Here is a 22,889-nt window from a genome sequence, read left to right on the forward strand (position 1 = left end):
CCGCTAGTTGCGGATCAGGTTGCGCAGCACGTACTGCAGGATGCCGCCGTTGCGGTAGTAGTCGGCCTCGCCGGGGGTGTCGATGCGGACGACCGCGTCGAACTCCACGCCGGTGTCGGTGGTGACCTTGACCGTGCTCGGGGTGGTGCCGTCGTTCAGCTCGGTGATACCGGCGATGGAGAAGGCCTCCTCGCCGGTCAGACCGAGGGACTCGGCGGACTGGCCCGCCGGGTACTGCAGCGGGATGACGCCCATGCCGATCAGGTTCGAGCGGTGGATCCGCTCGTAGGACTCGGCGATGACGGCCTTGACGCCGAGCAGCGCGGTGCCCTTGGCGGCCCAGTCGCGGGACGAGCCGGAGCCGTACTCCTTGCCGGCCAGGATGACCAGCGGGATGCCCTGCTCGATGTAGTTGCGCGAGGCGTCGTAGATGAAGGAGACGGGGGCGTCCGCCTGCGTGAAGTCACGAGTGAAGCCGCCCTCGGTGCCCGGCGCGACCTGGTTGCGCAGGCGGATGTTGGCGAAGGTGCCGCGGATCATGACCTCGTGGTTGCCTCGGCGGGAACCGTAGGAGTTGAAGTCACGCCGCTCGATGCCGTGCTCGGTGAGGTACTTGCCGGCCGGAGTGTCGGCCTTGATGGCGCCGGCGGGCGAGATGTGGTCGGTGGTGACCGAGTCGCCGAGCTTGGCCAGCACGCGCGCGCCGGCGATGTCGGAGACCGGGGTGGTCTCCATCGTCATGCCCTCGAAGTAGGGGGGCTTGCGGACGTAGGTCGACTCGGCGTCCCACTCGAAGGTGTTGCCGGTCGGGATCGGCAGCGCCTGCCACTGGGCGTCACCGGCGAAGACGTCGGCGTAGGACTTGTTGAACATGTCCTCGCCGATGGCGTTCGCCACGACGTCGTTGACCTCGGCCTCGGAGGGCCAGATGTCCTCGAGGAAGACCGGCTTGCCGTCCTGGTCGGTACCCAGGGCGTCGCGGGTGATGTCCACCTTCATGGAGCCCGCGAGGGCGTACGCGACGACCAGCGGCGGGGAGGCCAGGTAGTTCATCTTGACGTCGGGGTTGATCCGGCCCTCGAAGTTGCGGTTGCCGGAGAGCACCGAAGTGACGGCCAGGTCATGGTCGTTGACGGCCTTGGAGACCTCTTCCGGCAGCGGGCCGGAGTTGCCGATGCAGGTGGTGCAGCCGTAGCCGACGAGGTTGAAGCCGACCTTGTCGAGGTAGGGGGTGAGCCCCGCCTTGTCGAAGTAGTCGGTGACGACCTTGGAGCCCGGGGCGAGGGTGGTCTTGACCCACGGCTTGCGGGTCAGGCCCTTCTCCACGGCCTTCTTCGCGACGAGCGCGGCGGCGACCATGACGTACGGGTTCGAGGTGTTGGTGCAGGAGGTGATGGCCGCGACCGTCACCGCGCCGTGGTCGAGCTCGTACGTCGAGCCGTCGGGGGCGGTGACGGTGACCGGGTTGCTCGGCACACCGTTGCTGGCGGCCGGGGAGTCGGAGGCCGGGAAGGACTCCTTGCCCGCCTCGTCGTCGTCGGCGACGTAGTTGCGTACGTCGCTCTTGAACTGCTCGGAGGCGTTGGCGAGGACGATGCGGTCCTGCGGGCGCTTCGGGCCTGCGATCGAGGGGACGACCGTGGCGAGGTCGAGCTCCAGCTTCTCGGAGAAGTCGGGCTCGGCGGCCGGGTCGAGCCAGAGGCCCTGCTCCTTGGCGTACGCCTCGACGAGCGCGAGCTGCTGGGCGTCGCGGCCCGTCAGCTTCAGGTACTTGATGGTCTCGGCGTCGATCGGGAAGATCGCGGCGGTGGAGCCGAACTCCGGCGACATGTTGCCGATGGTGGCGCGGTTGGCGAGCGAGGTGGCGGCGACGCCTTCACCGTAGAACTCGACGAACTTGCCGACGACACCGTGCTTGCGCAGCATCTCAGTGATGGTCAGCACGAGGTCGGTGGCGGTGGTGCCCGGGGTCAGCTCGCCGGTCAGCTTGAAGCCGACGACGCGCGGGATGAGCATCGAGACCGGCTGGCCGAGCATCGCGGCCTCGGCCTCGATGCCGCCGACGCCCCAGCCCAGCACACCGAGGCCGTTGACCATGGTGGTGTGGGAGTCGGTGCCGACGAGGGTGTCGGGGTACGCCTGGCCGTTGCGGACCATGACCGTGCGCGCCAGGTGCTCGATGTTCACCTGGTGGACGATGCCGGTGCCCGGCGGGACGACCTTGAACTCGTCGAACGCGGTCTGGCCCCAGCGCAGGAACTGGTAGCGCTCGCGGTTACGGCCGTACTCCAGCTCGACGTTCTGCGCGAACGCCTCGTGGGTGCCGAACTTGTCGGCGATGACGGAGTGGTCGATGACCAGCTCGGCGGGGGCGAGCGGGTTGATCTTCGCCGCGTCACCGCCCAGCTCCTTCACGGCCTCACGCATGGTCGCGAGGTCCACGACACAGGGCACGCCGGTGAAGTCCTGCATGATCACGCGAGCCGGCGTGAACTGGATCTCCTGGCTGGGCTGGGCCTGCGAGTCCCAGCCGCCGAGGGCACGGATGTGGTCGGCGGTGATGTTCGCGCCGTCCTCGGTGCGGAGCAGGTTCTCCAGCAGCACCTTCAGGCTGTACGGAAGGCGAGCCGAGCCTTCCACCTTGTCCAGCCGGAAGATCTCGTACGACTCGTCGCCCACCTGCAGCGTGCTGCGGGCGTCGAAGCTGTTCGCCGACACGACAGTCTCCTTCATTGATGTGCGCGTACTCACTCACCACGATCCTGCCGCCACGGCTACTTGGCCGATCCGCTAAGGTAAGGCTAAGTTAGGCAAGCCTTACCGCCGGGTCGGCGATGGGGTGCGGCTGCGGTGCTCCTGGTGCAGATATCTCGATGTCGAGATAACTCTAGTACATGGGGGCGGACTGGTCATGCCCGGGCCGTGTCCGACCTCTGCCAGTACTCTGCCGAGCCAGGAACGCGGACTTCGTCAGTGGCCCGGCTGGGGCGGTCTCGGAGCCACAGAGACCCTGACCGTTCACTTGAGGCCGGAGTGGGACAGGCCCTCGATGAAGTGGCGCTGGGCCAGGACGAAGACGATCAGCATCGGCAGGACCGTCATGGTGGCGGCGGCGAGCTGCGTGTTCCACATCGGGCCGCCGTAGGAGTCGGCGAAGCGGGTCAGGGCTGCCCTCCCTGGCGCCGGCCAAGGCCGAGGGCGTCTCCTGCGTGTGCTGGTACCAGTTCCACGACAGCGTGCTGGGCATGCCGCAGGTCGCCGATCCGGACAACGTCGAGTACCACTACGGGCTGGTGAACCGCGACCTCAGCCCCCAGCCGTCGCTGCTGGCGTACGCGACCGCGGCCCGCGTCCTCGACGAGGCCGTCTTCTGGGGCCGGCTGACCTTCCCCGACCCGAAGACCTTCGGCCTGTGGTTCGACACACCCGACGGCCCGGCGGTCGTCCTGTGGAACCGGGCCGACGGCTACCTGCTGAACACCTCCGGCGCACGCACCGACTGGCACTTCCCCGCCCCCGAGGTCTGGGTGGACCCCTGGCCGACCAAGACCCGCCTCAAGGCCACCGCCGCCACCGCCGTACGCGAGCTGGACGCCGTCGGCCGCAGCCGGCAGCTGTCACCCGCCCACGGCCGCGTCACCCTCACCCTCGACGGCGCGCCGCGCGTCTACTACGGCCTGACACCGGTGGCCGGACCCGACGCCAACTCCCTTGCGGGCTGCGGCTGACGGGGCACGCGGCCCGACATCCGGTGGGTGCCGACCGCCATACCCGCGCACCTTCGGGGTACCCGCTCCAGGACGAAAGGGGGCGGGCATGCCGCTCACGTTCCGCAAGAGCTTCCGGATCCTTCCTTGGCTTCGGTTGAACATCAACAAGCGCTCGATGTCCATCACCACCGGCGGGAAGCACGGTCCGCGACACACGCGCAGCACGACCGGACGACGTACGACATCCATGGATTTGCCCGGACCTTTCGGGTGGCGCAAGACGCGCACCAAGAAGGACGACTGACCGGCCGTCACCCGAACGGACCCCCCAGGAGGCGCCATCTCATATCCGAGATAGCCTCAACCCCATGGCAGACGACTACCTCGTACGCATCGGCAAGCTCATCCGTGACGCCCGGCAACACCGTGGCTGGACACAGGCGCAGCTCGCGGAGGCGCTCGGCACCAGTCAGAGCGCGGTCAACCGCATCGAGCGCGGTAACCAAAACATCAGCCTTGAGATGATCGCTCGAATCGGTGAAGCGCTGGAGAGTGAGATCGTCTCGCTGGGCTATGCGGGTCCGATGCATCTGCGAGTCGTCGGTGGTCGTCGTCTGTCCGGCGCCATCGACGTCAAGACCAGCAAGAACGCGTGTGTGGCACTGCTGTGCGCCTCCCTGCTCAACCAGGGGCGCACAGTGCTGCGCCGGGTGGCGCGGATCGAGGAGGTCTACCGCCTGCTCGAGGTGCTCAGCTCGATCGGCGTGCGCGCCCGGTGGATCAACGACGGGGTCGACCTGGAGATCGTGCCGCCGGCCGAGCTGAACATGGCGGCGATCGACGCCGAGGCGGCCGTACGCACCCGCTCGATCATCATGTTCCTGGGCCCGCTGCTGCACCGCATGGACCACTTCAAGCTGCCCTACGCCGGCGGCTGCGACCTCGGTACGCGGACCATCGAGCCGCACATGATCGCGCTGCGCCGGTTCGGCCTGGACATCGCGGCGACCGAGAACCAGTACCACGCGCAGGTCGACCGGAGCGTGCGCCCCGACCGCCCGATCGTGCTGACCGAGCGCGGGGACACGGTCACCGAGAACGCGCTGCTGGCCGCCGCCCGGCACTCCGGTGTCACCGTCATCCGCAACGCGTCCTCCAACTACATGGTCCAGGACCTGTGCTTCTTCCTGGAGGCGCTCGGCGTCCGGGTCGAGGGCATCGGCACCACCACCCTGACCGTGCACGGCGTACCGAACATCGACGTCGACGTCGACTACTCCCCCTCCGAGGACCCGGTCGAGGCGATGAGCCTGGTGGCCGCGGCGGTGGTGACGGAGTCGGAGCTGACGGTCCGGCGCGTCCCCATCGAGTTCCTGGAGATCGAGCTCGCGGTCCTGGAGGAGATGGGCCTCGACCACGACCGTACGCCCGAGTACTTCGCGGACAACGGCCGTACGCGCCTGGTGGACCTCACGGTCCGGCCCTCCAAGCTGGAGGCGCCGATCGACAAGATCCACCCGATGCCGTTCCCGGGCCTGAACATCGACAACGTGCCGTTCTTCGCGGCCATCGCGGCGGTCGCGCAGGGCAAGACCCTCATCCACGACTGGGTCTACGACAACCGCGCGATCTACCTCACGGACCTCAACCGCCTCGGCGGCCGGCTCCAACTCCTCGACCCGCACCGCGTGTTGGTCGAGGGCCCGACCCGCTGGCGGGCCGCCGAGATGATGTGCCCGCCCGCCCTGCGCCCGGCCGTGGTCGTCCTCCTGGCGATGATGGCGGCCGACGGCACGTCCGTGCTGCGCAACGTGTACGTCATCAACCGGGGGTACGAGGACCTCGCCGAGCGTCTGAACTCCATCGGGGCGCAGATCGAGATCTTCCGGGACATCTAGACCTTCCAGGACATCTGATCTTCCGGGAGATGCGATCTTCCCGGAGATGTGCGCCGCGACCGCCGTCGCACCCCACCCGACCTGCTGTCCAGCGGATCGGGTGGGGTGCGGCGGCGTCCGTGTGCCGGGCCGGTGCCGGTGCTGCCCGGCGGGAGCGGCTTGACCTTGCCCCCGGGGGCAGGGTTTAGCGTTCTTCGAGGTGAGAGACATGCAGATCGGTGAACTGGCCGGCCGGGCGGGCGTGACGGCCAAAGCGGTGCGCTACTACGAAGCGCTGGGGCTGCTGACCCCTGAGCGGCTGCCCAACGGCTACCGGAACTACGACGAGCACGACCTGCGGCTCGTACGGGAGATCCGGGCGCTGAGCGATCTCGGGATCCCCGTGGAGCGCACCCGTCCCTTCCTGGAATGCCTGGCGGTCGGCCATGAGCACGGCGACGACTGTCCCGCCTCGCTGGCCGGGTACCGGGAGGCGATCGACGATCTCTCGCAACGCATCGCGGGCCTCACCGCCCGCCGGACCACGCTGGTCGCGCACTTGCTGACGGCCGCCCACCGCAACAGCTGTGCCGCACCGGCCGACGGACGTCAGGAGCCATTGATGGACTACACGAGCCTGCCCGCCGACCTGCCCGTCCCCCAGGACGACGGCGCGGCCGCCCACCTGCCCGGCCTGCCGGTCCCGCCCCTGGAACTGCGCAGCAGCGGCGGGTCGTTCGTCCGGCTCGACGCGCTCGGTGAGGGGCGGACGGTGGTGTACGTGTATCCGCTCACCGGCCGGCCGGGCACCGACCTGCCCGAGGGCTGGGACGCGATTCCCGGGGCGCGCGGCTGTACGCCCGAGGCGTGCGGCTTCCGCGACCACTACCAGGAACTGCTGGCCGCCGGAGCGGTCCGGGTGTTCGGCCTGTCGAGCCAGGAACCCGACTACCAGCGTGAGGTGGTCGAGCGGCTCTACCTGCCCTTCGAGATGCTCTCCGACCCGGAGCGGAGCCTGGCCGGGGCGCTGGACCTGCCCCTCTTCGAGACCAACGGGCTGACGCTCTACAAGCGGCTGACGCTCGTCGTCCGCGACGGCGTGATCGAGCACGTCTTCTATCCCGTCTTCCCGCCGAACGACCACGCCGACGAGGTGCTCGCGTGGCTGCGGGCCAACTCCCTTTAAGGAGAAGTCGATGTTCACCGGCCTGAGTGCCTTTCCCCTCACCCCGGTCACCGAGGACGGCGTCGAGGAGGACTCGTTCGCCGCGCTGGTCGCCCGGCTCGCCGGCGCCGGCGTCGACTCGATCGGCGCTCTGGGTTCCACGGGGTCCTACGCCTACCTGCGCCGCGAGGAACGGGCCCGCGCGCTGCGGATCGCGGTGGCGAACGCCGGCTCGACCCCGGTCGTCGCGGGCATCGGCGCGTTGCGCACCCGGCACGCCCTGGAGGCGGCGGAGGACGCCCAACTCGCCGGTGTCGCCGGGGTGTTGCTCGCACCGATGTCGTACCAGCGGCTGACCGAGTACGAGGTGTTCGGGCTCTTCGAGGACGTCACGGCGAACCTCTCGGTCCCGCTGGTCGTCTACGACAACCCGGGCACCACGCACTTCACCTTCACCGACGAGCTGTACGCACGCGTGACCGAGCTGCCGCACGTGGCGTCCATCAAGATCCCCGGTGTGCCCGCCGACCCCGAAGCCGCCCGGGCGCGTGTCGAGGAGCTGCGCCGGCTCCTTCCCGACCGTGTGACCGTGGGGGTCAGCGGCGACGTCTACGGGGCCACCGGGCTCAACGCCGGGTGCGACGCCTGGTACTCGGTGATCGCCGGCACCTTCCCGGAGCCGGCACTGACGATCACCCGGGCCGCGCGGTCCGGCGACGCCGACGGAGCCCGCCAGGCCGCGCAGCGGCTCCAACCCCTGTGGGACCTCTTCGCCCGGCACGGCTCCTTGCGCGTGATCGCCGAGGCGGCCGAGCACGTCGGCCTCATCCCGCCACGCAGCCTTCCGCTGCCGGTGCGCGGTCTCGGCGCCGAGGCCCGGGCTCAAGTAGCGGACGTGGTCGATCGGTTGGGACTGCGCGCGTAGGTCAGGTCCCGTACAGGCGGGCCTCCCAGCGGGCGTGTGAGCGGCGGCCGGTCAGGCGCCACAGGAGGCGGGCGGGCACGGGCGCCTTGGTGAGGATCGTCCGTTGCTCCTCGGGAGTCGCCACCGCCATCAACGCGCTGAAGGCACGCAGCAGATGCTTCTTGTCCAGCTGGGCCAGGCTGATCTCGCCGAGCCGCTCCCATGCGGCGACGGTCAGGCACTCGGCGGCCAACGGCAGGATGGTGCGCTCCTCTTCGTCCATGTGGGAGGTCAACACCGCGCCCAGGTCGACGAGTTGGTCCGCGACCTGCGCGCAGAGGAGCTGTCGGGGATCGGCCGCCAGTCCGTCCAGCGCGCCCGTCACCCGCGTGACCAACTCGTCGAGGCGGTGGTGCTGTTCCTCCATGCGCGCGATCGTCTCGGCCTGGTCCGCGGCCCGTGCCGCGAGCCGGGGCCAGAGGAACTCGTCCTCGCTCACGTGGTGGGCCTCAAGACCCATGAGCAGGAACCGCACCGCGTCCACGACCAGCGCGGCCCGCGCGGTGTCGCCGGGCCGCAACCCGCGCACCAGATCCGGCAGTTCGGCGCACGACCGCCGGAACGTGCGGTGCACCACGACCATGTCGTGCACATCGGGCTTCTCGGTGATGACGTCGGACATGATGCTCCCTGGCCCTTGCTCAGCTGTTCTCGGACCACCGTGCCGAACTCGGATCAACGTCTGATCGACGGCGGGTGAAAGCGCTGGTCAGCGCTGTGCCGCTGCCTTTCGCAGGCGGTCGCTCACCTCGTACACATGCTCGGCCGCGGAGATGTTCACCTCGGCCCGGTCCGAGCTCAGTGCGGTGAACAGGCGGGCCACCTCGTCAAGGAAGTAGGCCGGGCTGTTCGGGTCGTCCGGCGCGCCGCCGACGGCCTCCGACTCGGCGAAGAACTCGACGGCCTCCGCACTGCGCCCCTGGTCCACGAGCACGACCGACAGCAGCCGGGTGGACATGTGGAGCGTCAACGGGTCGTCCCCGTCGCGGGACCGCCCGATCCCCGCGCGCAGATCGGTCTCCGCCGCCGTCAGGTCACCGCGGACGAAGGCGAGCCAGGCCCGGATGTGCCGGGTCTGGGACGGCAGATCCGGGTCGTCGCCCAGGTCGGCCGCCGCGACCGCGTGGTCCGTGACACGTTCCAGCTCCCGCTGGTGCGCGGGCCCGGCGAAGAGCCCGCTCGACGCGATCACCGACAGCGCGGCGACGACGATCCGCGAGGCGTCCGGGATGTCGCGCAGCACCCGGGAGAACACCGAGACCAGCAGGGTGTGTTCGGCCAGCAGCCAGGTGCGCGCCTGGGCGGCGTCGGCGAACGCAGTCCCGTCAGGGGCACGGAGAAGAGATGGACGCTGAGCGATCCGGCCCGTTCGGTCGCGCTCATGGCCTGGAGCAGCGTGGCATGCAGGAACATCGCCAGCCGCACCAGCGCCGCCTGGCGCTCCGCGACGGGATCCTCGCGAGCGGCACGCCGGGCGGCGAACGCCCGTACCAGATCGTGGAATCGGTAACGGTCGGCCGAATGCGGTTCGAGCAGACCGGCCTCGACCAGATGCTCCAGCTGCTCCTCGGTCTCCGGTGCCGGCTGGTCGAGCAGGACCGCCGCGACCGCGACCGGGAAGTCGGCGGCGTCGAGCAGCGCGCACACGCGCATCGCCCGGGCCTGCGCGGGGGCGAGGGCGCGGTAGCCGACCTGGAAGGTGGCCTCCACGGACATCCCGCCGGCCCGCAACTCGTCGAGCTGGTGCTCCTCGGCGCGCAGCCTCAGCAACTGCGCACCGAGCCCGCGTCCGGGACGAGCCGCCGCACGGGCACCGATGATGCGCAGCGCCAACGGCAACTGCCCGCACGCGCCGACCAGTTCCAGCGCGAGTTCCGGGTCGGCGGCGATCTGCGCGTCGCCGGTGAACCGGCCCAGCATGGTCACCGCCTCCGCCTGATCGGGCACCGGCACCTCGAAACGCGTCGCGCCCGGCGGTACGAGCGACCGGTGCCGGGTCGTGATCAGCGCGGCGTTGCCGGGGGTGCCCGGGAGCAGCGGTGTCACCTGGGCGGTGTCGGAGGCGTTGTCCAGGAGCACGAGAATCCGGCGGTCGGCGGTCAGGGTCCGATAGGCGCCGGCGCGGGCGCTGGGCGTCGCGGGGATCCGGGCGGCGGGCATGCCGAGCGCGAGGAGGAAGTCGACCAACACGTCCGCGGGATCGGCGGGTTGGCCACCGTCACCCCGCAGGTCGACGTAGAGCTGCCCGTCCGGATAGTCGCCGCGGATGCCGTGGGCCAGGCGCAACGCGAGCGCTGTCTTCCCCACGCCGCCGATACCGCTGAGCACGGCCAGCGAGACCGCTTCCCCGCCGGGCCGCAACGCGAGCCGGAGCCGCTCCCCCAGCCGCTCCCGTCCTACAAAGTCGCCGGGCGCCGGGGGGAGTTGCTGGGGACGGACGCCGGTCGGGACCTCGTCGATCTGCGTACTCGCGGACCGGTCGGCCGAGTGGTCGGCCAAGCGGTCGGCAGCCGATTCGATGTGCTGTCCCTGGTCGCCGTCGGACCGCGCCGCGGTGTCGCCGGAGGCACCGGCGGACGTCGTGACAACGGTCGACGTAGTCACATGGGTGGCGGTCCCGGCAGCGTCCGAGCCCGCGGCACCGATCGACGGCGCGGCCTCAGCGGCCCGAGGTCCTTCAGGACGCGACTCGACAGGCTCGGGCTCGGCGCCGCTGAGGACGCGGGTCTGCAACTCGCGCAGCTCCGGCCCCGGTTCCATGCCGAGTTCGGCCACCATGGTCTCGCGGGCCGCGGCGTACACCGCGAGGGCCTCCGCCGGCCGGCCGGCCCGGTACAGCGCGCGCATGCGGAGCGCGTACAGGTCCTCTCGCAGCGGATGGTCGGCGATCAGCGAGACCAGTTCCGTCGCCACCCGGGCGTGCTCACCCAGTTCGTCGGCGCACCCCAGCCGTGCCACCCGGGCGTTCAGCCGCAGTTCGAGGAACCGTCGGCGCTGCCGCTGGGCGTAGGGGCCGGGTACGCCGGACAGCGGCTCCCCCGACCACAGCGCCAGCGCGGCGTCGAACGCGCGCAGGGCGGGGCCGGTCCGCCGCGCGGCCACCAACTCCTCGCCGTCACAGACCAGTTGCTCGAAACGCAGGGCGTCGACGGCATGTTCAGGGATGTCGAGCCGGTAGCCACCCAACGTGGTTTCCAGTCGGGAACGGTCCTCGCCCAGCGAGAGGCGGATGCGGTAGACGTACGTCTGGAGCGAGCGCACCGCGTTAGTGGGCGGCTCCTCCCACAGCGCGTCGATGAGGTGGTCGAGCCCGCACTGGCGGCCTTCCGCGAGCAGCAGCCGGACGAGGACCGCACGCTGCAGCGGGCTGCCCGGATCCAGGTCACGCCCGCCATGGCGACCCCTCAGTGGCCCCAGCAGCCCGAACTCGTACCCTTCCACCGCCACTACCACCCGGCAGAGCTTAGCGGGCCGTTTTCACGGCGGCGCACAGTGCTTTCGGGTGGGCGTGCTCTGCGACCGCAACCGCCGAAACGGCGTCCCGGAGCCTCGGGGGCATCTGATACACCCCTGCTATGCGCACCGAATTCAACCTGTCCCGGCTTGAGCCGACGGCCGTCTACCGGCTGCTCACGGCGTCCGTCCTGCCGCGCCCCATCGCCTGGGTCTCGACCGTCTCCGCGGACGGCATCGACAATCTGGCCCCGCACTCCTTCTTCACGGTCTCGTCGGTCACACCGCCGATCGTCCAGTTCACCTCGGTCGGCCGTAAGGACTCCCTGCGCAATGTCGAGGCCACCGGGCAGTTCGTGGTCAACCTCGCCCCGGAATCGCTGGTCGAGGAGGTCAACAGGACAGCCACGGACTTCCCGCACGGCGTGAGCGAGTTCGACGCCGTGGGAGTGGCGCGCGAGCCCGGCGCCCGCGTGAAGGCGTCCCGTGTCGCCGGCTCCCCTGTGGCGCTGGAGTGCGAACTGCACAGCACGCTCCGGCTGGGCGACTCAACTGTGGTCTTCGGCCGGGTCGTTCACATCGCGATCGACGAAACCGTCCTGTCCGACGGCCATCCCGAGGTCACCCGCATGCGCCCACTGGCCCGCCTGGGCAAGGACGAATGGAGCACCCTGGGCGAGGTTCTCGACCTGCGCCGCATTCGCTACGCGGACTGGCCGGCGTCGAGCTGAGACCAGGTACTTGGTCGGCACCTGCCACGGGATAGATGGATTTGGCCCTTCTCCGGACCGATGTCGCTTCTCGGCAGTAGCATCGGGGGCCGGAAGGGGGGTCGCATTGCATGCGCGTTCTGCTTGTCTCGGACAACTTTGCACCGAATCGGGACGGGATTGCCGCATCCGTCATCTCCCTGGCTGCTGGATTGTGCGAGTTGGGGCATGAGGTGGCCGTGGTCGCACCACGACCGACTGCACCCATTCCGCCCGCCGCATACAAGACCTACTTTGTCGCCTCCTTTTTCACCGGATACGGGGACTACAGGTTCAGCTGGCCGCCGATCGGCGCCGTGAAGAGAATCATCAAGAATTTCAGTCCCGATATTGTCCATGTACACACTCTGGGCTCTCTCGGACTACTGGCGGCCAGTCACTGCCGAGACCTCGGGATCAAATGCGTCCTCACCTGGCACACCGACTTGGAGGCCTATCGCAAGGCCTATCCCATCCTGAATCTCTGCATCCCCATCATGTATCTGGCGAGCGTTCCCATGCGCATGTCGGCCGATGCCGTGAAGTTGCTCCTGCGTACGGTCATCGCTTTGGCGGCACGGAAGAGGGCCACTGAGCACTATCGCCAGATGCTGCGCGAGACCTTTACGCTATTTGATTACGTCATCGCCCCTTCGACCAAAGCGGCTTCAAACATCGCGGATCTGCTGCCCAAAAGGTTGATGCGCGTTGTTCCTACCGCACCCATCCCTCTTCAGGAACTTGACCCCAAGTCGAAGACTCACCTGCATTCATTGCGCAAGCTGCTGCACAGCGGAGATGCGGCTATTTGCTTTGTGGGGCGACTCTCGAAGGAAAAGAACCTTGAGGCGCTGCTACGGGTGATGGCGCACCATGTCCTGCCCGCGCATCCGCACGCAAGACTGAACGTGATCGGCGGTGGGCGTGCCAGGCTCCACTATCAACGCCTTACGGATTCGCTGCACATTTCGCACGCGGTTGCCTTTTCCGGACCTCTTCCACGGGAGCTGGTCGGGCATGCACTCGAACGTTGCGCGGTCTTGGCGCATCCTGCCTTGTCCGAAACTCAAGGCCTAGTGATCGGCGAAGCGGCTCTGGCTGGAATCCCTGCCGTTGTTCTGGATCCAGAACTCGCAGTTCAGCATGGAGTAACCGGATGTGTCGCCACGTCGGAGTCGGCGTTCGGTGCAGAGTTGGTCCAAATCATCCGCGCCCCAGAGACCGGACATCGCCTGGGAGCGAACGCACGGCTGGCTGCCGAAAAGTACACCCCGATCCAGTACGCGGACCACGTGGCCGCCACCTATCAAGCTCTTCAAATGAGCGGCCCAAAGACTACTAGATTCAGGGATTCTCATGACACGTAGAGTTGTGCTTGGACAGTCGGGAACCGACCGTTTTGCGGTGGATGCCACCGTCGGCGAATCTCTGGACGACCAACATCTGCGGATCATGCTTGCCGAGGTAGCAGATCTGACAAAAGCGATGCGTGAATTCCTGATGACAGCCGATCGATTCGTCAACTTCTCAGGGATCATCGCCGTCGGAGCTCTGACCATCGGGGGAATCAACCACAACCATGGAAAAAACTGGTTAGTCCTGGTTTTCGCACCCTATGGACTTGCCATGACTTTCGGCTACCTGATCCAGGTCTACACCGAGGTGGAAAAGCGGGCTGGGTACAAGAAGTTCTTGGAGTCTAAAATAAACCACACAATGGGAAGGCAGGCGCTTCTCGAGTCACAAATCAACTCACACGAGGACCGAAATAGGCGAAGCGTTTTTCTGATGCAATTGATCAATGGATTCGGATTCGTAACGCTGGCCTTCCTCAGCGGACTTGAAACATTTCACAGATACGCCAGCGGAAAGCACTGGGGAAACATCGTCGTAAATTTCAGCACTTTCAACATTCTCGGCCTCGGCCTTATTACCTATATGTTGATTCAGGCCGGACTGGAGAATTGGAGGGCAAGCGACCGGGCATACAAGCGCGCCCGATCCCTCTACACAAGCCCTGTCTCACCCCCGTAATAAGGCGCATCCCGGAAAATGAAAGTAAACGTACTGTCGGAATCCGCATTCACCGTGGGCGGCCACGGAGTGCACTCCGCCTACGTCGAAGACGTCGCCATGCTTCGCCATGTGCCCGAGGTCGATGTCCTGACGAACAGCCTGCGGCGGGCCGATATTCAACACGCACACACCGTGGGTCCGTACGCCTTGAGTCTTCTGAGGTCCGGTCCGATTCGCGTGATCACCGCCCATCTGACGGCGGGGTCACTGCGTGGCAGTCTTCGTGGCGATCGGTACTGGCACTCCGCATTCATGAGACATCTACGCGCATCCTATAATTCTGCCGACGCAGTTGTGGCAGTGAGTCGGAGCGTGAAGATCGAGCTTGAGAGTATGGGGGTGCACAAGCCGATTCACGTCATTCCCAACTCGATAGATGTTGCCACCGTACGCAAGCTGAGTGGTCTCCGGGATGATTATCGTGAGCGGCTCGGTATCAAGCCGGATCAGTTCCTCATCGTCGGAGTCGGCCAGGTACAGCCGAGAAAAGGTATTGCCACTTTCATCGAATGTGCCCGCGCGTTGCCACAAGCCGATTTCTGTTGGATCGGAGGCATGATCTTCGGCCCGCTCGCCGATCGCCGAACCGAGATGCGGCAACTTGTTGCAGACGCGCCAAGCAATGCACATTTCACCGGGCCAATAAACCGCTTCGAGGTGCTTCGCCGACTTGCTGCGGCGGACCTGTTTTTCTTGCCGTCGCTACAAGAGAACTGCCCTATGGCCGTCCTGGAAGCCGCAGCAGTCGAGCTGCCGATCCTGTTGCGCGACATCTCGCCGTACGAAGAGCTTTTCGGGTCAGATTGCGCCTACGGCGACGAAGACACTTTCGTACAGAAAATCGAAGCGCTCATCACCGACCGGGAACTGCTCACCAAGCTGTCTCGAACATCAGGCGAAATGGCGGCCAGATTTGATTCCAGTGTGAAATCTTCACGGATGCTGGACGTCTACCGATCAGCGGCAGGACTTCCGGTTGCCAACTCGGTCGATGGTTTTCTATAGCGATGCAGTTCTAGTGGAGCCGTCCCCACGCGGCGACCAGTTCCGATCCGACGACTCCGCCAAGGCTCCGGCCGTGCCGCTTGTGCGTCGGCGCACAGCCATTGCCCATGGGCGCGAGGTGCGGACCGAGGGGGACCGAGGGAGGGCCTGGGCCTGAGGGAGGGTGCGCGGCACCCACCTCCGTACGGCCTTCCTCGTCGAGGCGGGCGGGCGAAGACTCGGATCGTCGGGCGAGGACGCGGATCGTCAGCGGTCGCCGCCTCCGAGCCCGACCCCCTCAGCGCAGTCGCCGACTCCGCGCCCGCCCCCTCAGTTCCGCTCCCCGTATCCCCCAGGAGACCCCCGTGAACACCGCCTCCACCCCGGCCACCCCGTCCACCCCGGCCACCCCGACCACCCCGACCACCCCCAAGATCGTCATCGTGACGGGAGCGTCCAGCGGTATCGGCGCGGCGACCGCCCGTCGGCTCGCCGCGGTCGGTCACCATGTCGTGCTCGGGGCCCGCCGCACCGACCGGCTCGCGCTGCTCACCAAGGAGCTGAGGGAGGCCGGGCACAGCGCCGAACACGCCGAGTTGGACGTCACCGACCGGGCCGGCGTCCGTGCCTTCGTCGAGGCCGTGCTGGCTCGGCACGGGCGCGTCGACGTGCTGGTCAACAACGCGGGGGTGATGCCGCTCGCCCCGCTGGCCGCCCTGCGTGTGGAGGAGTGGGACCAGATGATCGACGTGAATCTGCGGGGTGTGCTGTACGGGATCGCGGCCGTGCTGCCGTCGATGCGGGAGCGGCGTTCCGGGCACGTCGTGAACATCGCGTCCACCGCCGCCCACCGGGTTGACCCGACGGCCGCGGTGTACTGCGCGACCAAGTACGCGGTGCGGGCCCTGTCCGAGGGGCTGCGGCAGGAGAACTCCGACGTCAGGGTCACCGTCGTCAGCCCCGGTTTCACACGTTCCGAGCTGACCGACAAGGGTGGCGACGCCGAGGCGCAGGGCGCGGCACGCACCGCCACCGAGCTGATCGGGCTGCCCGCGGCGGCGGTCGCCGAGGCCGTCGGCTACGCGATCGCCCAGCCCGCGGGCGTCGACGTGAACGAGATCGTCGTACGCCCCACGGTCCAGAACTGACCCTTCAGTGGCGCGGAGCCGCCATCGACGCGAGGTACGTCAGGGCCTCCGCGCTGCGGGTTCCCGGTTCCGCCGAGCCCACGAGCAGCTCCTGGCCGGGGGCGTCGCGTACGTCGAAGCTCTGGTAGGTGAGTTCGACGCGGCCGACCTCGGGGTGGACGAACACCTTGTAGGCGCGGGTGAGGGCCCGGACCGTCTGGTCGTTCCACAGGGTCCTGAACTCCCCCGAGATCTCCAGCAGTTCACGGACCAGGGCGTCGATCTCGGGGGTGTCGCTGAACCGGGCCGCGTTCAGCCGCAGCGCGTACACGGTCGCCGAGGTCACCAACTGCCGGTCGGGAAAGACCTCTTGGGCCAGCGGGTGGGTGAACAGGATGCGCGGCATGCTGGTCTCCCCCGCGAAGGGGGACAGCAGGGCGTCGGCGATGACGTTGGTGGCGAGGATGTCGAACGCGGGGCCCAGGACGTAGGCCGCGGCCGTCGGGAAGGCGTCGAGCAGCCGCAGCAGATCGGGGTGCACCTGGTCGCGCGGGCCGGCGGACTGCGCGCGGGGATTGATGCCGGCCAGCCGGAACAGGTGACCGCGCGCGTCGGTATCCAGGCGCAGCGCCCTGCCGAGCGCGTCGACGACCTGCGGCGAGGGGTTGGTCTCGCGGCCCTGTTCCAGCCGGATGTAGTAGTCGGCGCTCACCCCCGCGAGGACGGCCACCTCTTCCCGCCGCAGCCCCTTGACCCGACGGGTGCCGCCACCGACCGGCAGCCCGACATCGGCCGGTTCCAGGCGGGAGCGGCCGGCCCGCAGGAAGTCCCCGAGGGCGTTGACAGGCACGTTCCGCATACGAGCGACAGTACCCCCGGCGCCGTACACACGGCCGCTCTACGGGGTTCCCCTGTCCTCGCGCACGGCCGCCCTACGGGGTGTCCCCCTGTCCGCGCACACGGCCGTCCTACGGGTCTCCCCGGTCCTCCAGCAGCCGCTCAAGGCGGTCGAAGCGCGCGTGCAGGGCCCGGGTCGCCTCCTCTCGCATCGCACGCGCCGCGTCCTCCGCCTCGCGCGCGAGGTGACGGCGGCGCTTGTCGTCCCGGCCCACGAACCAGGTCGCGAGGGCCGCGGTGACCATCCCGTACGCGGTGATCCCGACGACCATCACCACCGAGCCGATGACGCGGCCCCACGGGGTCACCGGGAAGAAGTCCCCGTAACCGACCGTGGTCGCCGTCTCGATCGACCACCACAACGCCCTGGGGTACGAGGTGATCTGCGCCCCGCGCGCACCCCGCTCGGCGGCCACGACCACGTACGAGCCGACCAGCATCACCACCACGAGGACGGCGGTCGCCCCGCCCGCAGCCTTGAAGTGCAGCGAGCGTCCCTGCCGGCCGAGCAGCAGCGCGACCGTCCTGGTCCACAGTCCGGGCACCATGGTCCGGATCCTGCGCGACGCACGGCCGCCGCCCGGGCCCGGCGCGCCTGCGGACCGCCGCCGTCACCCCATCGGCGGGCGCTCACCCGGACGGGTCCGGACGGTGGTGAGGGGCGCGGTCGGATGATGGCCTTGCGCCATGACAGCCGAGCCCGACGCGGTGACCGAGACGTTCGTCTTCACCTGCGGCGACTGCGGCCACACCTGGGAACGGACCTTCGAGCTCATGTTCTTCACCGATCCCGGCCGTCCGGACATCCAGGAGTACGTCGACGAGAACGACGAGCCCCTCAGCTCGCCGCTGGCGGTGGCCGTCTGCCCGCGCTGCGGGAGCCGGGCGGTGCGGGTGTCGTCCCCCGGTTCCGCGTCCCCCGGGCCCGGCTGATCAGAGGTCGAGCAGTTCCTCGTAGAAGCCGCCGAAGCCTCGCTCGCGGTCGATGAGGTGGATCTCCAGGATCCAGTGGCAGACGCGGCCGGCCTTGTCGGTGCGGCGCAGCGGGGTGTCGTTGGCGGGGGTGATGTAGGACTCCGTGTCCGCGCCGTCGATGGTCTCGTGCGGGAACTCGCCGACGAGGTGTCCGGCGTGCCAGCCGCCCAGCTCCCAGCCGGCTTCGGTGGCGAGGCGGTCGACCTCGGCGTAGAGGCGGGCGCCGGTGATGTCGGGGTCGGCCTCGTAGAAGGCCCGGCCGGCCGCGAAGGCCTTGGGGAGGTCGTCGCGCAGGCGGCGCTTGACCGGGTCGTCGCCGAGCACGAAGGTGCGGCCGAAGTCGGCCTCGTACTCCTCGAAGATCGGGCCGAAGTCGGCGAACACGATGTCGTCGGCCTCGATCACCCGGTCCGGCGGGTTCTCCCGGTAGGGCTTGAGGGTGTTGGGGCCGGAGCGGACGATGCGCTTGTGCCAGTGGCGGGTGGTGCCGAAGAGGTCGTTCGCCAGGTCGCGGATCCGGTCGCTGACCGCTCCCTCGCCCGCGCCGGGCGCCACCAGTCCCCGTGTCTCGATCTCCGCGAAGAGTCGTTCGGCCTTGGCCTGCGCGTCCAGCAGTCGCGCCGCGCGCGTGGGTTCGTCGTCCGCCATGGGCCGAACGTAACGGCGTCTGATCGTTTCCGGCAATGTGATTTCGCCGTCCGCGCGCGCTCAGGGGTGGACGCGGACCGCGCGGGCCAGGAAGTGGTGGGTGGCGTCCTCGTAGTGGACCAGGTCCCAGTCGGCGGCGCGGACGGCCGGGCGGAGGTTCTCCTCGGCCAGCAGGTCGGCGGGGTCGAGGGGCCGGCCGTGGCGGGCGGCGCGTTCGGCGCGGCCGGAGGGGTGGAAGAGCAGCAGGACGCCGCCGGGCGCGGTGACCCTGGCCCACTCGCGCAGCGCCGCCGCGGGGTCGGGCACGTGGTCGACGAGGCCCGCGCTGAAGACGCCGTCCAGAGTCGCGGTCGCCAGCGGCAGCCGGGTGGCGTCGGCGAGCAGCAGCAGGGCGAGGTCCGCGCGGCCTTCGCGCCGCGCCGCCGTCAGCATCGCGGGCGTGAGGTCGGCGCCGAGGACGACGCCCGCGTCACCGACCTGTGCGCGGAGGGCGGGCAGGGCGCGGCCGGTGCCGCAGCCGACGTCGAGGGCCGACTGTCCAGGGCGCAGTCCCATCCGCTCGACCGCGGCCGTGTACCGGGGCTGGTCGGCCGCGAAGCGTTCCTCCCAGGTGGCCGCCCGGTGGGTGAAGAAGGCCCGGGTGGCGGTCTGTTCGGCGCGGTCCGCCACGAACGCGGCGAAGCGCTCGAACACGCCGTCCCGGTGCGGGGCCACGGCGGCCAGTTCGGCGGGCGCGGACTCCAGCAGCCCGGGGGCGGTGGCCGCCTCCTCCGGGAAGGCCGCGACGAAGGCGTCGATCGTCGCCTTGTCCGCCTCCAGATGGAACTGCATGCCCCAGGCCGAGCCGCCCACCCGAAACGCCTGCACCGGATACCGCTCGCAGGAGGCCAGCAGCGTCGCCCCGGCCGGCAGGTCCATGGTGTCGCCGTGCCAGTGCAGCACCCGCAGCCGCTCGGGGACGCCGGCGAACAGCGGGTCGGAGGCCGCGGCGGGCGCCGTCCGTACGTCGCTCCAGCCGACCTGCGTCCCCGACCCGAGGCGGCCGGTACCGCCCGCGGCGACGGCCAGCAGCTGCGCCCCCAGACACACCCCGAGCACCGGCACCTCGGCCTCCAACGCGGCGGCGAGCAGCGCCAGTTCGGCGGAGCGTCCCGGGAAGTCCTCGTACGCCGCCATCGGCCCGCCCATCACGACCAGACCCGCCAGCCCCTCGACCGAGTCGGGCACCGGCTCCCCGGCCCAGGTCCGGCAGATCCGGTACGGCAGTCCGGCCGCCGCCAGCGCGGCGCCGACGGCGTAGGGCCCCTCGCCCTGTGCGTGCTCCACGACCTGGATCACGGGCCACCACCTCCCGGACGACCGTACCCGAGCGACCACGCGCCATGACCGCATATGCACAGGCAATGGCACGAAAATGGCCGCAGGTGCGGCCCTGCGACGTCGATCTCCCCGCAGGTGCGCAGCGCGCCACTTTCCCCCGCGGGTGCAGTGCCCATGATGCGCCACGCCGTCCACGGCCGCCCGGCGAACCGGCCGGCGTCGGAGTCGTCAGCGGGCGGCCCAGTCGCCCCGCACATGGCCGAGGTGGCGGGTCATGACGGCACGGACCCGGTCCTCGTCCCGGGCGAGGAGCGCGTCGAGGATCTCCAGGTGCTCCTCGGCCGAGGAGGTCAGCAGCCCCCGCTCGACCAGCGCGGTCAGGCCGTACAGGCGGGACCGCTTGCGCAGGTCGCCGACGACCTCGACCAGGTGCTGGTTGCCGGCCAGCGCGAGCAGGCCCAGGTGGAAGCGGCGGTCGGCCTCGACGTAGGCGATGAGGTCGCCGTCGGCCGCCGCGCCGACGATGTCCTCGGCGTCCGCGCGCAGCGCTTCGAGGGCGGCGGGGTCGGCGGTGGCGGCGAGCGCCGTGGTGGTGGGGATCTCGATCAGCGAGCGGATGTGGGTGTACTCGTCGAGCTGCTGCTCGGAGACGGCGGTGACCCGGAAGCCCTTGTTGGGCACGGTGTCGACCAGGCCCTCCTTGACGAGGTCGAGCATGGCCTCGCGCACGGGGGTGGCCGAGACGCCGAAGCGGGCGGCGAGCGAGGGGGCGGAGTGGACCTCGCCGGGGCGCAGTTCACCGGCGACGAGCGCGGCCCGCAGGGCGTTGGCGACGCTCTCGCGGTAGCTGGGACGGGAGCCGCCGAGGAGGGGCAGGGCGGGGCGGGACCGTGCGGCGGCCTTGGCCATGGGAGGGGTCCTTTCCTCGGCTGCGGGAGGAGGAGCGGGGTCAGAGGACGAAGCCGGACGGGAACGGGTCGGCCGGATCAAGAAGGTACTGCGCGGTGCCGGTGATCCAGGCCCGCCCGGTGATGGTGGGCACGACCGCTGGGCGGCCGGCGACCTCGGTGGTCTCGACGAGGCGGCCGGTGAAGGACGTACCGATGAAGGACTCGTTCAAGAAGTCCTGGTGCAGCGGGAGTTCGCCGCGGGCGTGCAGCTGGGCCATGCGGGCCGAGGTGCCGGTGCCGCACGGGGAACGGTCGAACCAGCCCGGGTGGATGGCCATCGCGTGCCGCGAGTGCGTGGCGGTCGAGCCGGGTGCGGCGAGGTAGACGTGGTGGACGCCGTTGATGGACGGGTTCTCCGGATGGACGGGCGGGGCCTCGGAGTTGATCGCGTCCATCAGGGCGAGTCCCGCGGCGAGGATGTCGTCCTTGCGGTCGCGGGTGAAGGGCAGTGCGAACTGGTCGAGCGGCAGGATCGCGTAGAAGTTGCCGCCGAAGGCCAGGTCGTAGGTCACCGTGCGGCCGTCGGCGAGGGTCGCCTTGCGGTCCAGGCCGACGACGAAGGAGGGCACGTTGCGGAGGGTGACGGCCTTCGCGGCACCGTCCTCGACGGCGACTTCGGCGACCACCGGGCCGGCCGGGGTGTCCAGGCGGACGGTGGTGACCGGCTCGACGACCGGCACCATGCCGGTCTCGACGAGGACGGTGGCCACCCCGATCGTGCCGTGGCCGCACATCGGGAGGTAGCCGGAGACCTCGATGTAGACGACGCCGTAGTCGCAGTCGGGGCGGGTGGGCGGCTGGAGGATCGCCCCGCTCATCGCGGAGTGCCCGCGGGGCTCGTCCATGAGGAAGTGCCGTACGTCGTCGCGGTGTTCGCGGAACCACAGCCGGCGTTCGTCCATCGTGGCGCCGGGGATCGTGCCGATACCGCCGGTGACGACGCGGGTGGGCATGCCCTCGGTGTGCGAGTCCACGGCGTGCAGAACCAGCTTGCTGCGCATGGGAGTTCCTCTCGGTGGCGCGGCCTCGGTGGGGCGCGGGACGGGTCAGGAGAGCCCGAGGGCGACGACCTTCTCGGTGGCCTCGCGGACGGCCTTCTCCTGCTCCGGCAGCAACGGCACCCGGGGCGGCCGGACCGGACCGCCGCGGCGCCCGACGATGTCCATGGAGAGCTTGATCGCCTGGACGAACTCCACCTTGGAGTCCCAGCGGTGCAGCGCGTGCAGGTGGCGGTAGAGGGGTACGGCGGTGGCCAGGTCGCCCTTGACGGCCGCGTGGTACAGCTCGACCGTCGACTTCGGCAGGGCGTTGGGGTAGCCGGAGATCCAGCCCTTGGCGCCGGCCACGGCCAGCTCCAGCAGGACGTCGTCGGCGCCGATCAACACGTCGAGTTCGGGGGCGAGTTCCTGGATCTGGTAGATGCGTCGAGGGTCGCCCGAGAACTCCTTCACGCCCTTGATGAGCCCGGCCGCGTGCAGTTCGGCGAGGAGTTCGGGGGTGAGGTCGACCTTGGTGTCGTGCGGGTTGTTGTAGGCGACGATGTCGATGCCGACCTCGGCGACGGCGGCGTAGTGCGCGCGCACCGAACGCTCGTCGGCCCGATAGGAGTTGGGCGGCAGCAGCATGACGGCGGCACACCCCGCCTCCTTCGCCTGCCGGGCCCAGCGGGCGGCCTCGGCGGAACCGTAGGCCGAGACACCCGGCATGACCTTGTCGCCGCCTATGGCCGCGACGGCGGTCTCGACGACCCGGGCGCGCTCCTCGTCGGTGAGCACCTGGTACTCGCCGAGCGAGCCGTTGGGGACGACCCCGTCGCAGCCGTTCTCGACGAGCCATCGGCAGTGGTCCGCGAACCCGTCGAAGTCGACGCTCAGGTCGTCGTGCAGCGGCAGCGCGGTGGCGACGAGGACGCCGCGCCAGACGGGGTGAGGGGGCGTGACGGTCATGGGAGCCTCAACTTTCCGATGGGGGTGACGTTTCGCTGACGGATGTCC

At 69.4% G+C, this 22,889-nt stretch carries 22 protein-coding genes and 1 pseudogene; 11 read left to right on the plus strand and 12 right to left on the minus strand.

Going from position 1 to position 22,889, the window contains the following annotated elements; translation table 11 throughout:
• Positions 1-3: 3 nt before the first annotated feature.
• Both acnA and ACIP6U_RS25030 read right to left on the minus strand, forming a co-directional pair.
• Positions 4-2,718, minus strand: coding sequence for an aconitate hydratase AcnA (gene acnA, locus ACIP6U_RS25025; protein WP_401721758.1), 2,715 nt, complete (start codon positions 2,716-2,718; stop codon positions 4-6).
• A 300-nt stretch (positions 2,719-3,018) separates the two neighbouring features.
• Positions 3,019-3,168, minus strand: a pseudogene (locus ACIP6U_RS25030) (carbohydrate ABC transporter permease); the annotation flags it as partial.
• Positions 3,169-3,209: 41 nt separating this feature from the next.
• Here ACIP6U_RS25030 and ACIP6U_RS25035 point away from each other — a divergent pair.
• The 5 genes from ACIP6U_RS25035 (at position 3,210) to ACIP6U_RS25055 (ending at position 7,677) form a co-directional block, all read left to right on the plus strand.
• On the plus strand, positions 3,210-3,728 hold the full coding sequence (locus tag ACIP6U_RS25035; protein WP_401721761.1) for a hypothetical protein: 519 nt from the start codon (positions 3,210-3,212) through the stop codon (positions 3,726-3,728).
• An 88-nt stretch (positions 3,729-3,816) separates the two neighbouring features.
• Positions 3,817-4,014, plus strand: a complete 198-nt coding sequence (locus tag ACIP6U_RS25040; RefSeq protein WP_401721764.1) for a DUF4236 domain-containing protein — start codon at positions 3,817-3,819, stop codon at positions 4,012-4,014.
• 64 nt (positions 4,015-4,078) lie between these two features.
• Entirely contained in the window at positions 4,079-5,608 is a 1,530-nt protein-coding gene (locus ACIP6U_RS25045) for a helix-turn-helix domain-containing protein (protein WP_401721767.1), read from the plus strand.
• Positions 5,609-5,816: 208 nt separating this feature from the next.
• Positions 5,817-6,773 carry a MerR family transcriptional regulator gene (locus ACIP6U_RS25050; RefSeq protein WP_401721768.1) on the plus strand — a complete coding sequence of 319 codons (957 nt, stop codon included), beginning with the start codon at positions 5,817-5,819 and terminating at the stop codon, positions 6,771-6,773.
• A gap of 10 nt (positions 6,774-6,783) precedes the next feature.
• The gene (locus ACIP6U_RS25055) at positions 6,784-7,677 is read left to right on the plus strand and encodes a dihydrodipicolinate synthase family protein (RefSeq protein WP_401721771.1); all 894 of its coding nucleotides are present in this window, start codon (positions 6,784-6,786) and stop codon (positions 7,675-7,677) included.
• 1 nt (position 7,678) lies between these two features.
• Here ACIP6U_RS25055 and ACIP6U_RS25060 read toward each other — a convergent pair whose 3' ends face one another.
• The 3 genes from ACIP6U_RS25060 to ACIP6U_RS25070 form a co-directional block, all read right to left on the minus strand.
• Positions 7,679-8,338, minus strand: a complete 660-nt coding sequence (locus tag ACIP6U_RS25060) for a hemerythrin domain-containing protein (protein ID WP_401721774.1) — start codon at positions 8,336-8,338, stop codon at positions 7,679-7,681.
• An 87-nt stretch (positions 8,339-8,425) separates the two neighbouring features.
• The gene (locus ACIP6U_RS25065; RefSeq protein WP_401721777.1) at positions 8,426-8,971 is read right to left on the minus strand and encodes a hypothetical protein; all 546 of its coding nucleotides are present in this window, start codon (positions 8,969-8,971) and stop codon (positions 8,426-8,428) included.
• Positions 8,905-11,157, minus strand: a complete 2,253-nt coding sequence (locus ACIP6U_RS25070; protein ID WP_401721780.1) for a BTAD domain-containing putative transcriptional regulator — start codon at positions 11,155-11,157, stop codon at positions 8,905-8,907. Before ACIP6U_RS25070 ends, ACIP6U_RS25065 begins: the two co-directional genes overlap by 67 nt.
• Before the next feature lie 134 nt (positions 11,158-11,291).
• On the opposite strand from ACIP6U_RS25070, the gene ACIP6U_RS25075 reads away from it, so the two are divergent.
• From ACIP6U_RS25075 to ACIP6U_RS25095, 5 genes are all read left to right on the plus strand, one after another.
• Positions 11,292-11,900, plus strand: a complete 609-nt coding sequence (locus ACIP6U_RS25075; protein WP_401721783.1) for a flavin reductase family protein — start codon at positions 11,292-11,294, stop codon at positions 11,898-11,900.
• A 110-nt stretch (positions 11,901-12,010) separates the two neighbouring features.
• The gene (locus tag ACIP6U_RS25080; protein ID WP_401721786.1) at positions 12,011-13,285 is read left to right on the plus strand and encodes a glycosyltransferase; all 1,275 of its coding nucleotides are present in this window, start codon (positions 12,011-12,013) and stop codon (positions 13,283-13,285) included.
• Between the two features lie 37 nt (positions 13,286-13,322).
• Positions 13,323-13,952 (plus strand): hypothetical protein, encoded by a 630-nt coding sequence (locus ACIP6U_RS25085; RefSeq protein ID WP_401721788.1) that lies wholly within the window; start codon positions 13,323-13,325, stop codon positions 13,950-13,952.
• Positions 13,953-14,051: 99 nt separating this feature from the next.
• Complete coding sequence (locus tag ACIP6U_RS25090) at positions 14,052-14,999, plus strand: glycosyltransferase family 4 protein (protein WP_401722350.1); 948 nt, start codon at positions 14,052-14,054, stop codon at positions 14,997-14,999.
• A 344-nt stretch (positions 15,000-15,343) separates the two neighbouring features.
• On the plus strand, positions 15,344-16,126 hold the full coding sequence (locus ACIP6U_RS25095; RefSeq protein ID WP_401721791.1) for an SDR family oxidoreductase: 783 nt from the start codon (positions 15,344-15,346) through the stop codon (positions 16,124-16,126).
• 4 nt (positions 16,127-16,130) lie between these two features.
• On the opposite strand, the gene ACIP6U_RS25100 is transcribed toward ACIP6U_RS25095, so the two are convergent.
• On the minus strand, positions 16,131-16,964 hold the full coding sequence (locus tag ACIP6U_RS25100; RefSeq protein ID WP_401721793.1) for a helix-turn-helix transcriptional regulator: 834 nt from the start codon (positions 16,962-16,964) through the stop codon (positions 16,131-16,133).
• Between the two features lie 109 nt (positions 16,965-17,073).
• Entirely contained in the window at positions 17,074-17,550 is a 477-nt protein-coding gene (locus ACIP6U_RS25105) for a potassium channel family protein (RefSeq protein WP_401721796.1), read from the minus strand.
• Between the two features lie 139 nt (positions 17,551-17,689).
• On the opposite strand from ACIP6U_RS25105, the gene ACIP6U_RS25110 reads away from it, so the two are divergent.
• Positions 17,690-17,935 carry a hypothetical protein gene (locus ACIP6U_RS25110; RefSeq protein WP_401721799.1) on the plus strand — a complete coding sequence of 82 codons (246 nt, stop codon included), beginning with the start codon at positions 17,690-17,692 and terminating at the stop codon, positions 17,933-17,935.
• Here ACIP6U_RS25110 and ACIP6U_RS25115 read toward each other — a convergent pair whose 3' ends face one another.
• From ACIP6U_RS25115 to ACIP6U_RS25135, 5 genes are all read right to left on the minus strand, one after another.
• Positions 17,936-18,625 carry a M24 family metallopeptidase gene (locus tag ACIP6U_RS25115; protein ID WP_401721802.1) on the minus strand — a complete coding sequence of 230 codons (690 nt, stop codon included), beginning with the start codon at positions 18,623-18,625 and terminating at the stop codon, positions 17,936-17,938.
• Between the two features lie 60 nt (positions 18,626-18,685).
• Positions 18,686-19,963 carry a methyltransferase domain-containing protein gene (locus tag ACIP6U_RS25120; protein ID WP_401721805.1) on the minus strand — a complete coding sequence of 426 codons (1,278 nt, stop codon included), beginning with the start codon at positions 19,961-19,963 and terminating at the stop codon, positions 18,686-18,688.
• A 210-nt stretch (positions 19,964-20,173) separates the two neighbouring features.
• The gene (locus ACIP6U_RS25125) at positions 20,174-20,854 is read right to left on the minus strand and encodes a GntR family transcriptional regulator (RefSeq protein ID WP_401721807.1); all 681 of its coding nucleotides are present in this window, start codon (positions 20,852-20,854) and stop codon (positions 20,174-20,176) included.
• A gap of 40 nt (positions 20,855-20,894) precedes the next feature.
• Positions 20,895-21,896: a proline racemase family protein gene (locus tag ACIP6U_RS25130; protein WP_401721810.1), complete on the minus strand. Its 1,002-nt coding sequence runs from the start codon at positions 21,894-21,896 to the stop codon at positions 20,895-20,897.
• A 45-nt stretch (positions 21,897-21,941) separates the two neighbouring features.
• On the minus strand, positions 21,942-22,841 hold the full coding sequence (locus ACIP6U_RS25135; RefSeq protein WP_401721812.1) for a dihydrodipicolinate synthase family protein: 900 nt from the start codon (positions 22,839-22,841) through the stop codon (positions 21,942-21,944).
• Positions 22,842-22,889 lie beyond the last annotated feature (48 nt).

It is taken from the genome of Streptomyces sp. NPDC088794 (genome assembly GCF_044750545.1).
In the GTDB taxonomy this organism is placed as follows: Bacteria; Actinomycetota; Actinomycetes; order Streptomycetales; family Streptomycetaceae; genus Streptomyces.

Excerpts from the sequence above, each read along its gene's own strand:
- ACIP6U_RS25040 (WP_401721764.1), top strand. The coding sequence starts at position 3,817 with ATGCCGCTCACGTTCCGCAAGAGCTTCCGGATCCTTCCTTGGCTTCGG.
- ACIP6U_RS25060 (WP_401721774.1), bottom strand. The coding sequence starts at position 8,338 with ATGTCCGACGTCATCACCGAGAAGCCCGATGTGCACGACATGGTCGTG.
- ACIP6U_RS25130 (WP_401721810.1), bottom strand. The coding sequence starts at position 21,896 with ATGCGCAGCAAGCTGGTTCTGCACGCCGTGGACTCGCACACCGAGGGC.
- ACIP6U_RS25100 (WP_401721793.1), bottom strand. The coding sequence starts at position 16,964 with ATGCGGAACGTGCCTGTCAACGCCCTCGGGGACTTCCTGCGGGCCGGC.
- ACIP6U_RS25080 (WP_401721786.1), top strand. The coding sequence starts at position 12,011 with ATGCGCGTTCTGCTTGTCTCGGACAACTTTGCACCGAATCGGGACGGG.
- ACIP6U_RS25135 (WP_401721812.1), bottom strand. The coding sequence starts at position 22,841 with ATGACCGTCACGCCCCCTCACCCCGTCTGGCGCGGCGTCCTCGTCGCC.
- ACIP6U_RS25105 (WP_401721796.1), bottom strand. The coding sequence starts at position 17,550 with ATGGTGCCCGGACTGTGGACCAGGACGGTCGCGCTGCTGCTCGGCCGG.
- ACIP6U_RS25050 (WP_401721768.1), top strand. The coding sequence starts at position 5,817 with ATGCAGATCGGTGAACTGGCCGGCCGGGCGGGCGTGACGGCCAAAGCG.
- ACIP6U_RS25115 (WP_401721802.1), bottom strand. The coding sequence starts at position 18,625 with ATGGCGGACGACGAACCCACGCGCGCGGCGCGACTGCTGGACGCGCAG.
- ACIP6U_RS25045 (WP_401721767.1), top strand. The coding sequence starts at position 4,079 with ATGGCAGACGACTACCTCGTACGCATCGGCAAGCTCATCCGTGACGCC.
- ACIP6U_RS25110 (WP_401721799.1), top strand. The coding sequence starts at position 17,690 with ATGACAGCCGAGCCCGACGCGGTGACCGAGACGTTCGTCTTCACCTGC.
- ACIP6U_RS25075 (WP_401721783.1), top strand. The coding sequence starts at position 11,292 with ATGCGCACCGAATTCAACCTGTCCCGGCTTGAGCCGACGGCCGTCTAC.
- ACIP6U_RS25125 (WP_401721807.1), bottom strand. The coding sequence starts at position 20,854 with ATGGCCAAGGCCGCCGCACGGTCCCGCCCCGCCCTGCCCCTCCTCGGC.
- ACIP6U_RS25055 (WP_401721771.1), top strand. The coding sequence starts at position 6,784 with ATGTTCACCGGCCTGAGTGCCTTTCCCCTCACCCCGGTCACCGAGGAC.
- ACIP6U_RS25090 (WP_401722350.1), top strand. The coding sequence starts at position 14,052 with ATGCTTCGCCATGTGCCCGAGGTCGATGTCCTGACGAACAGCCTGCGG.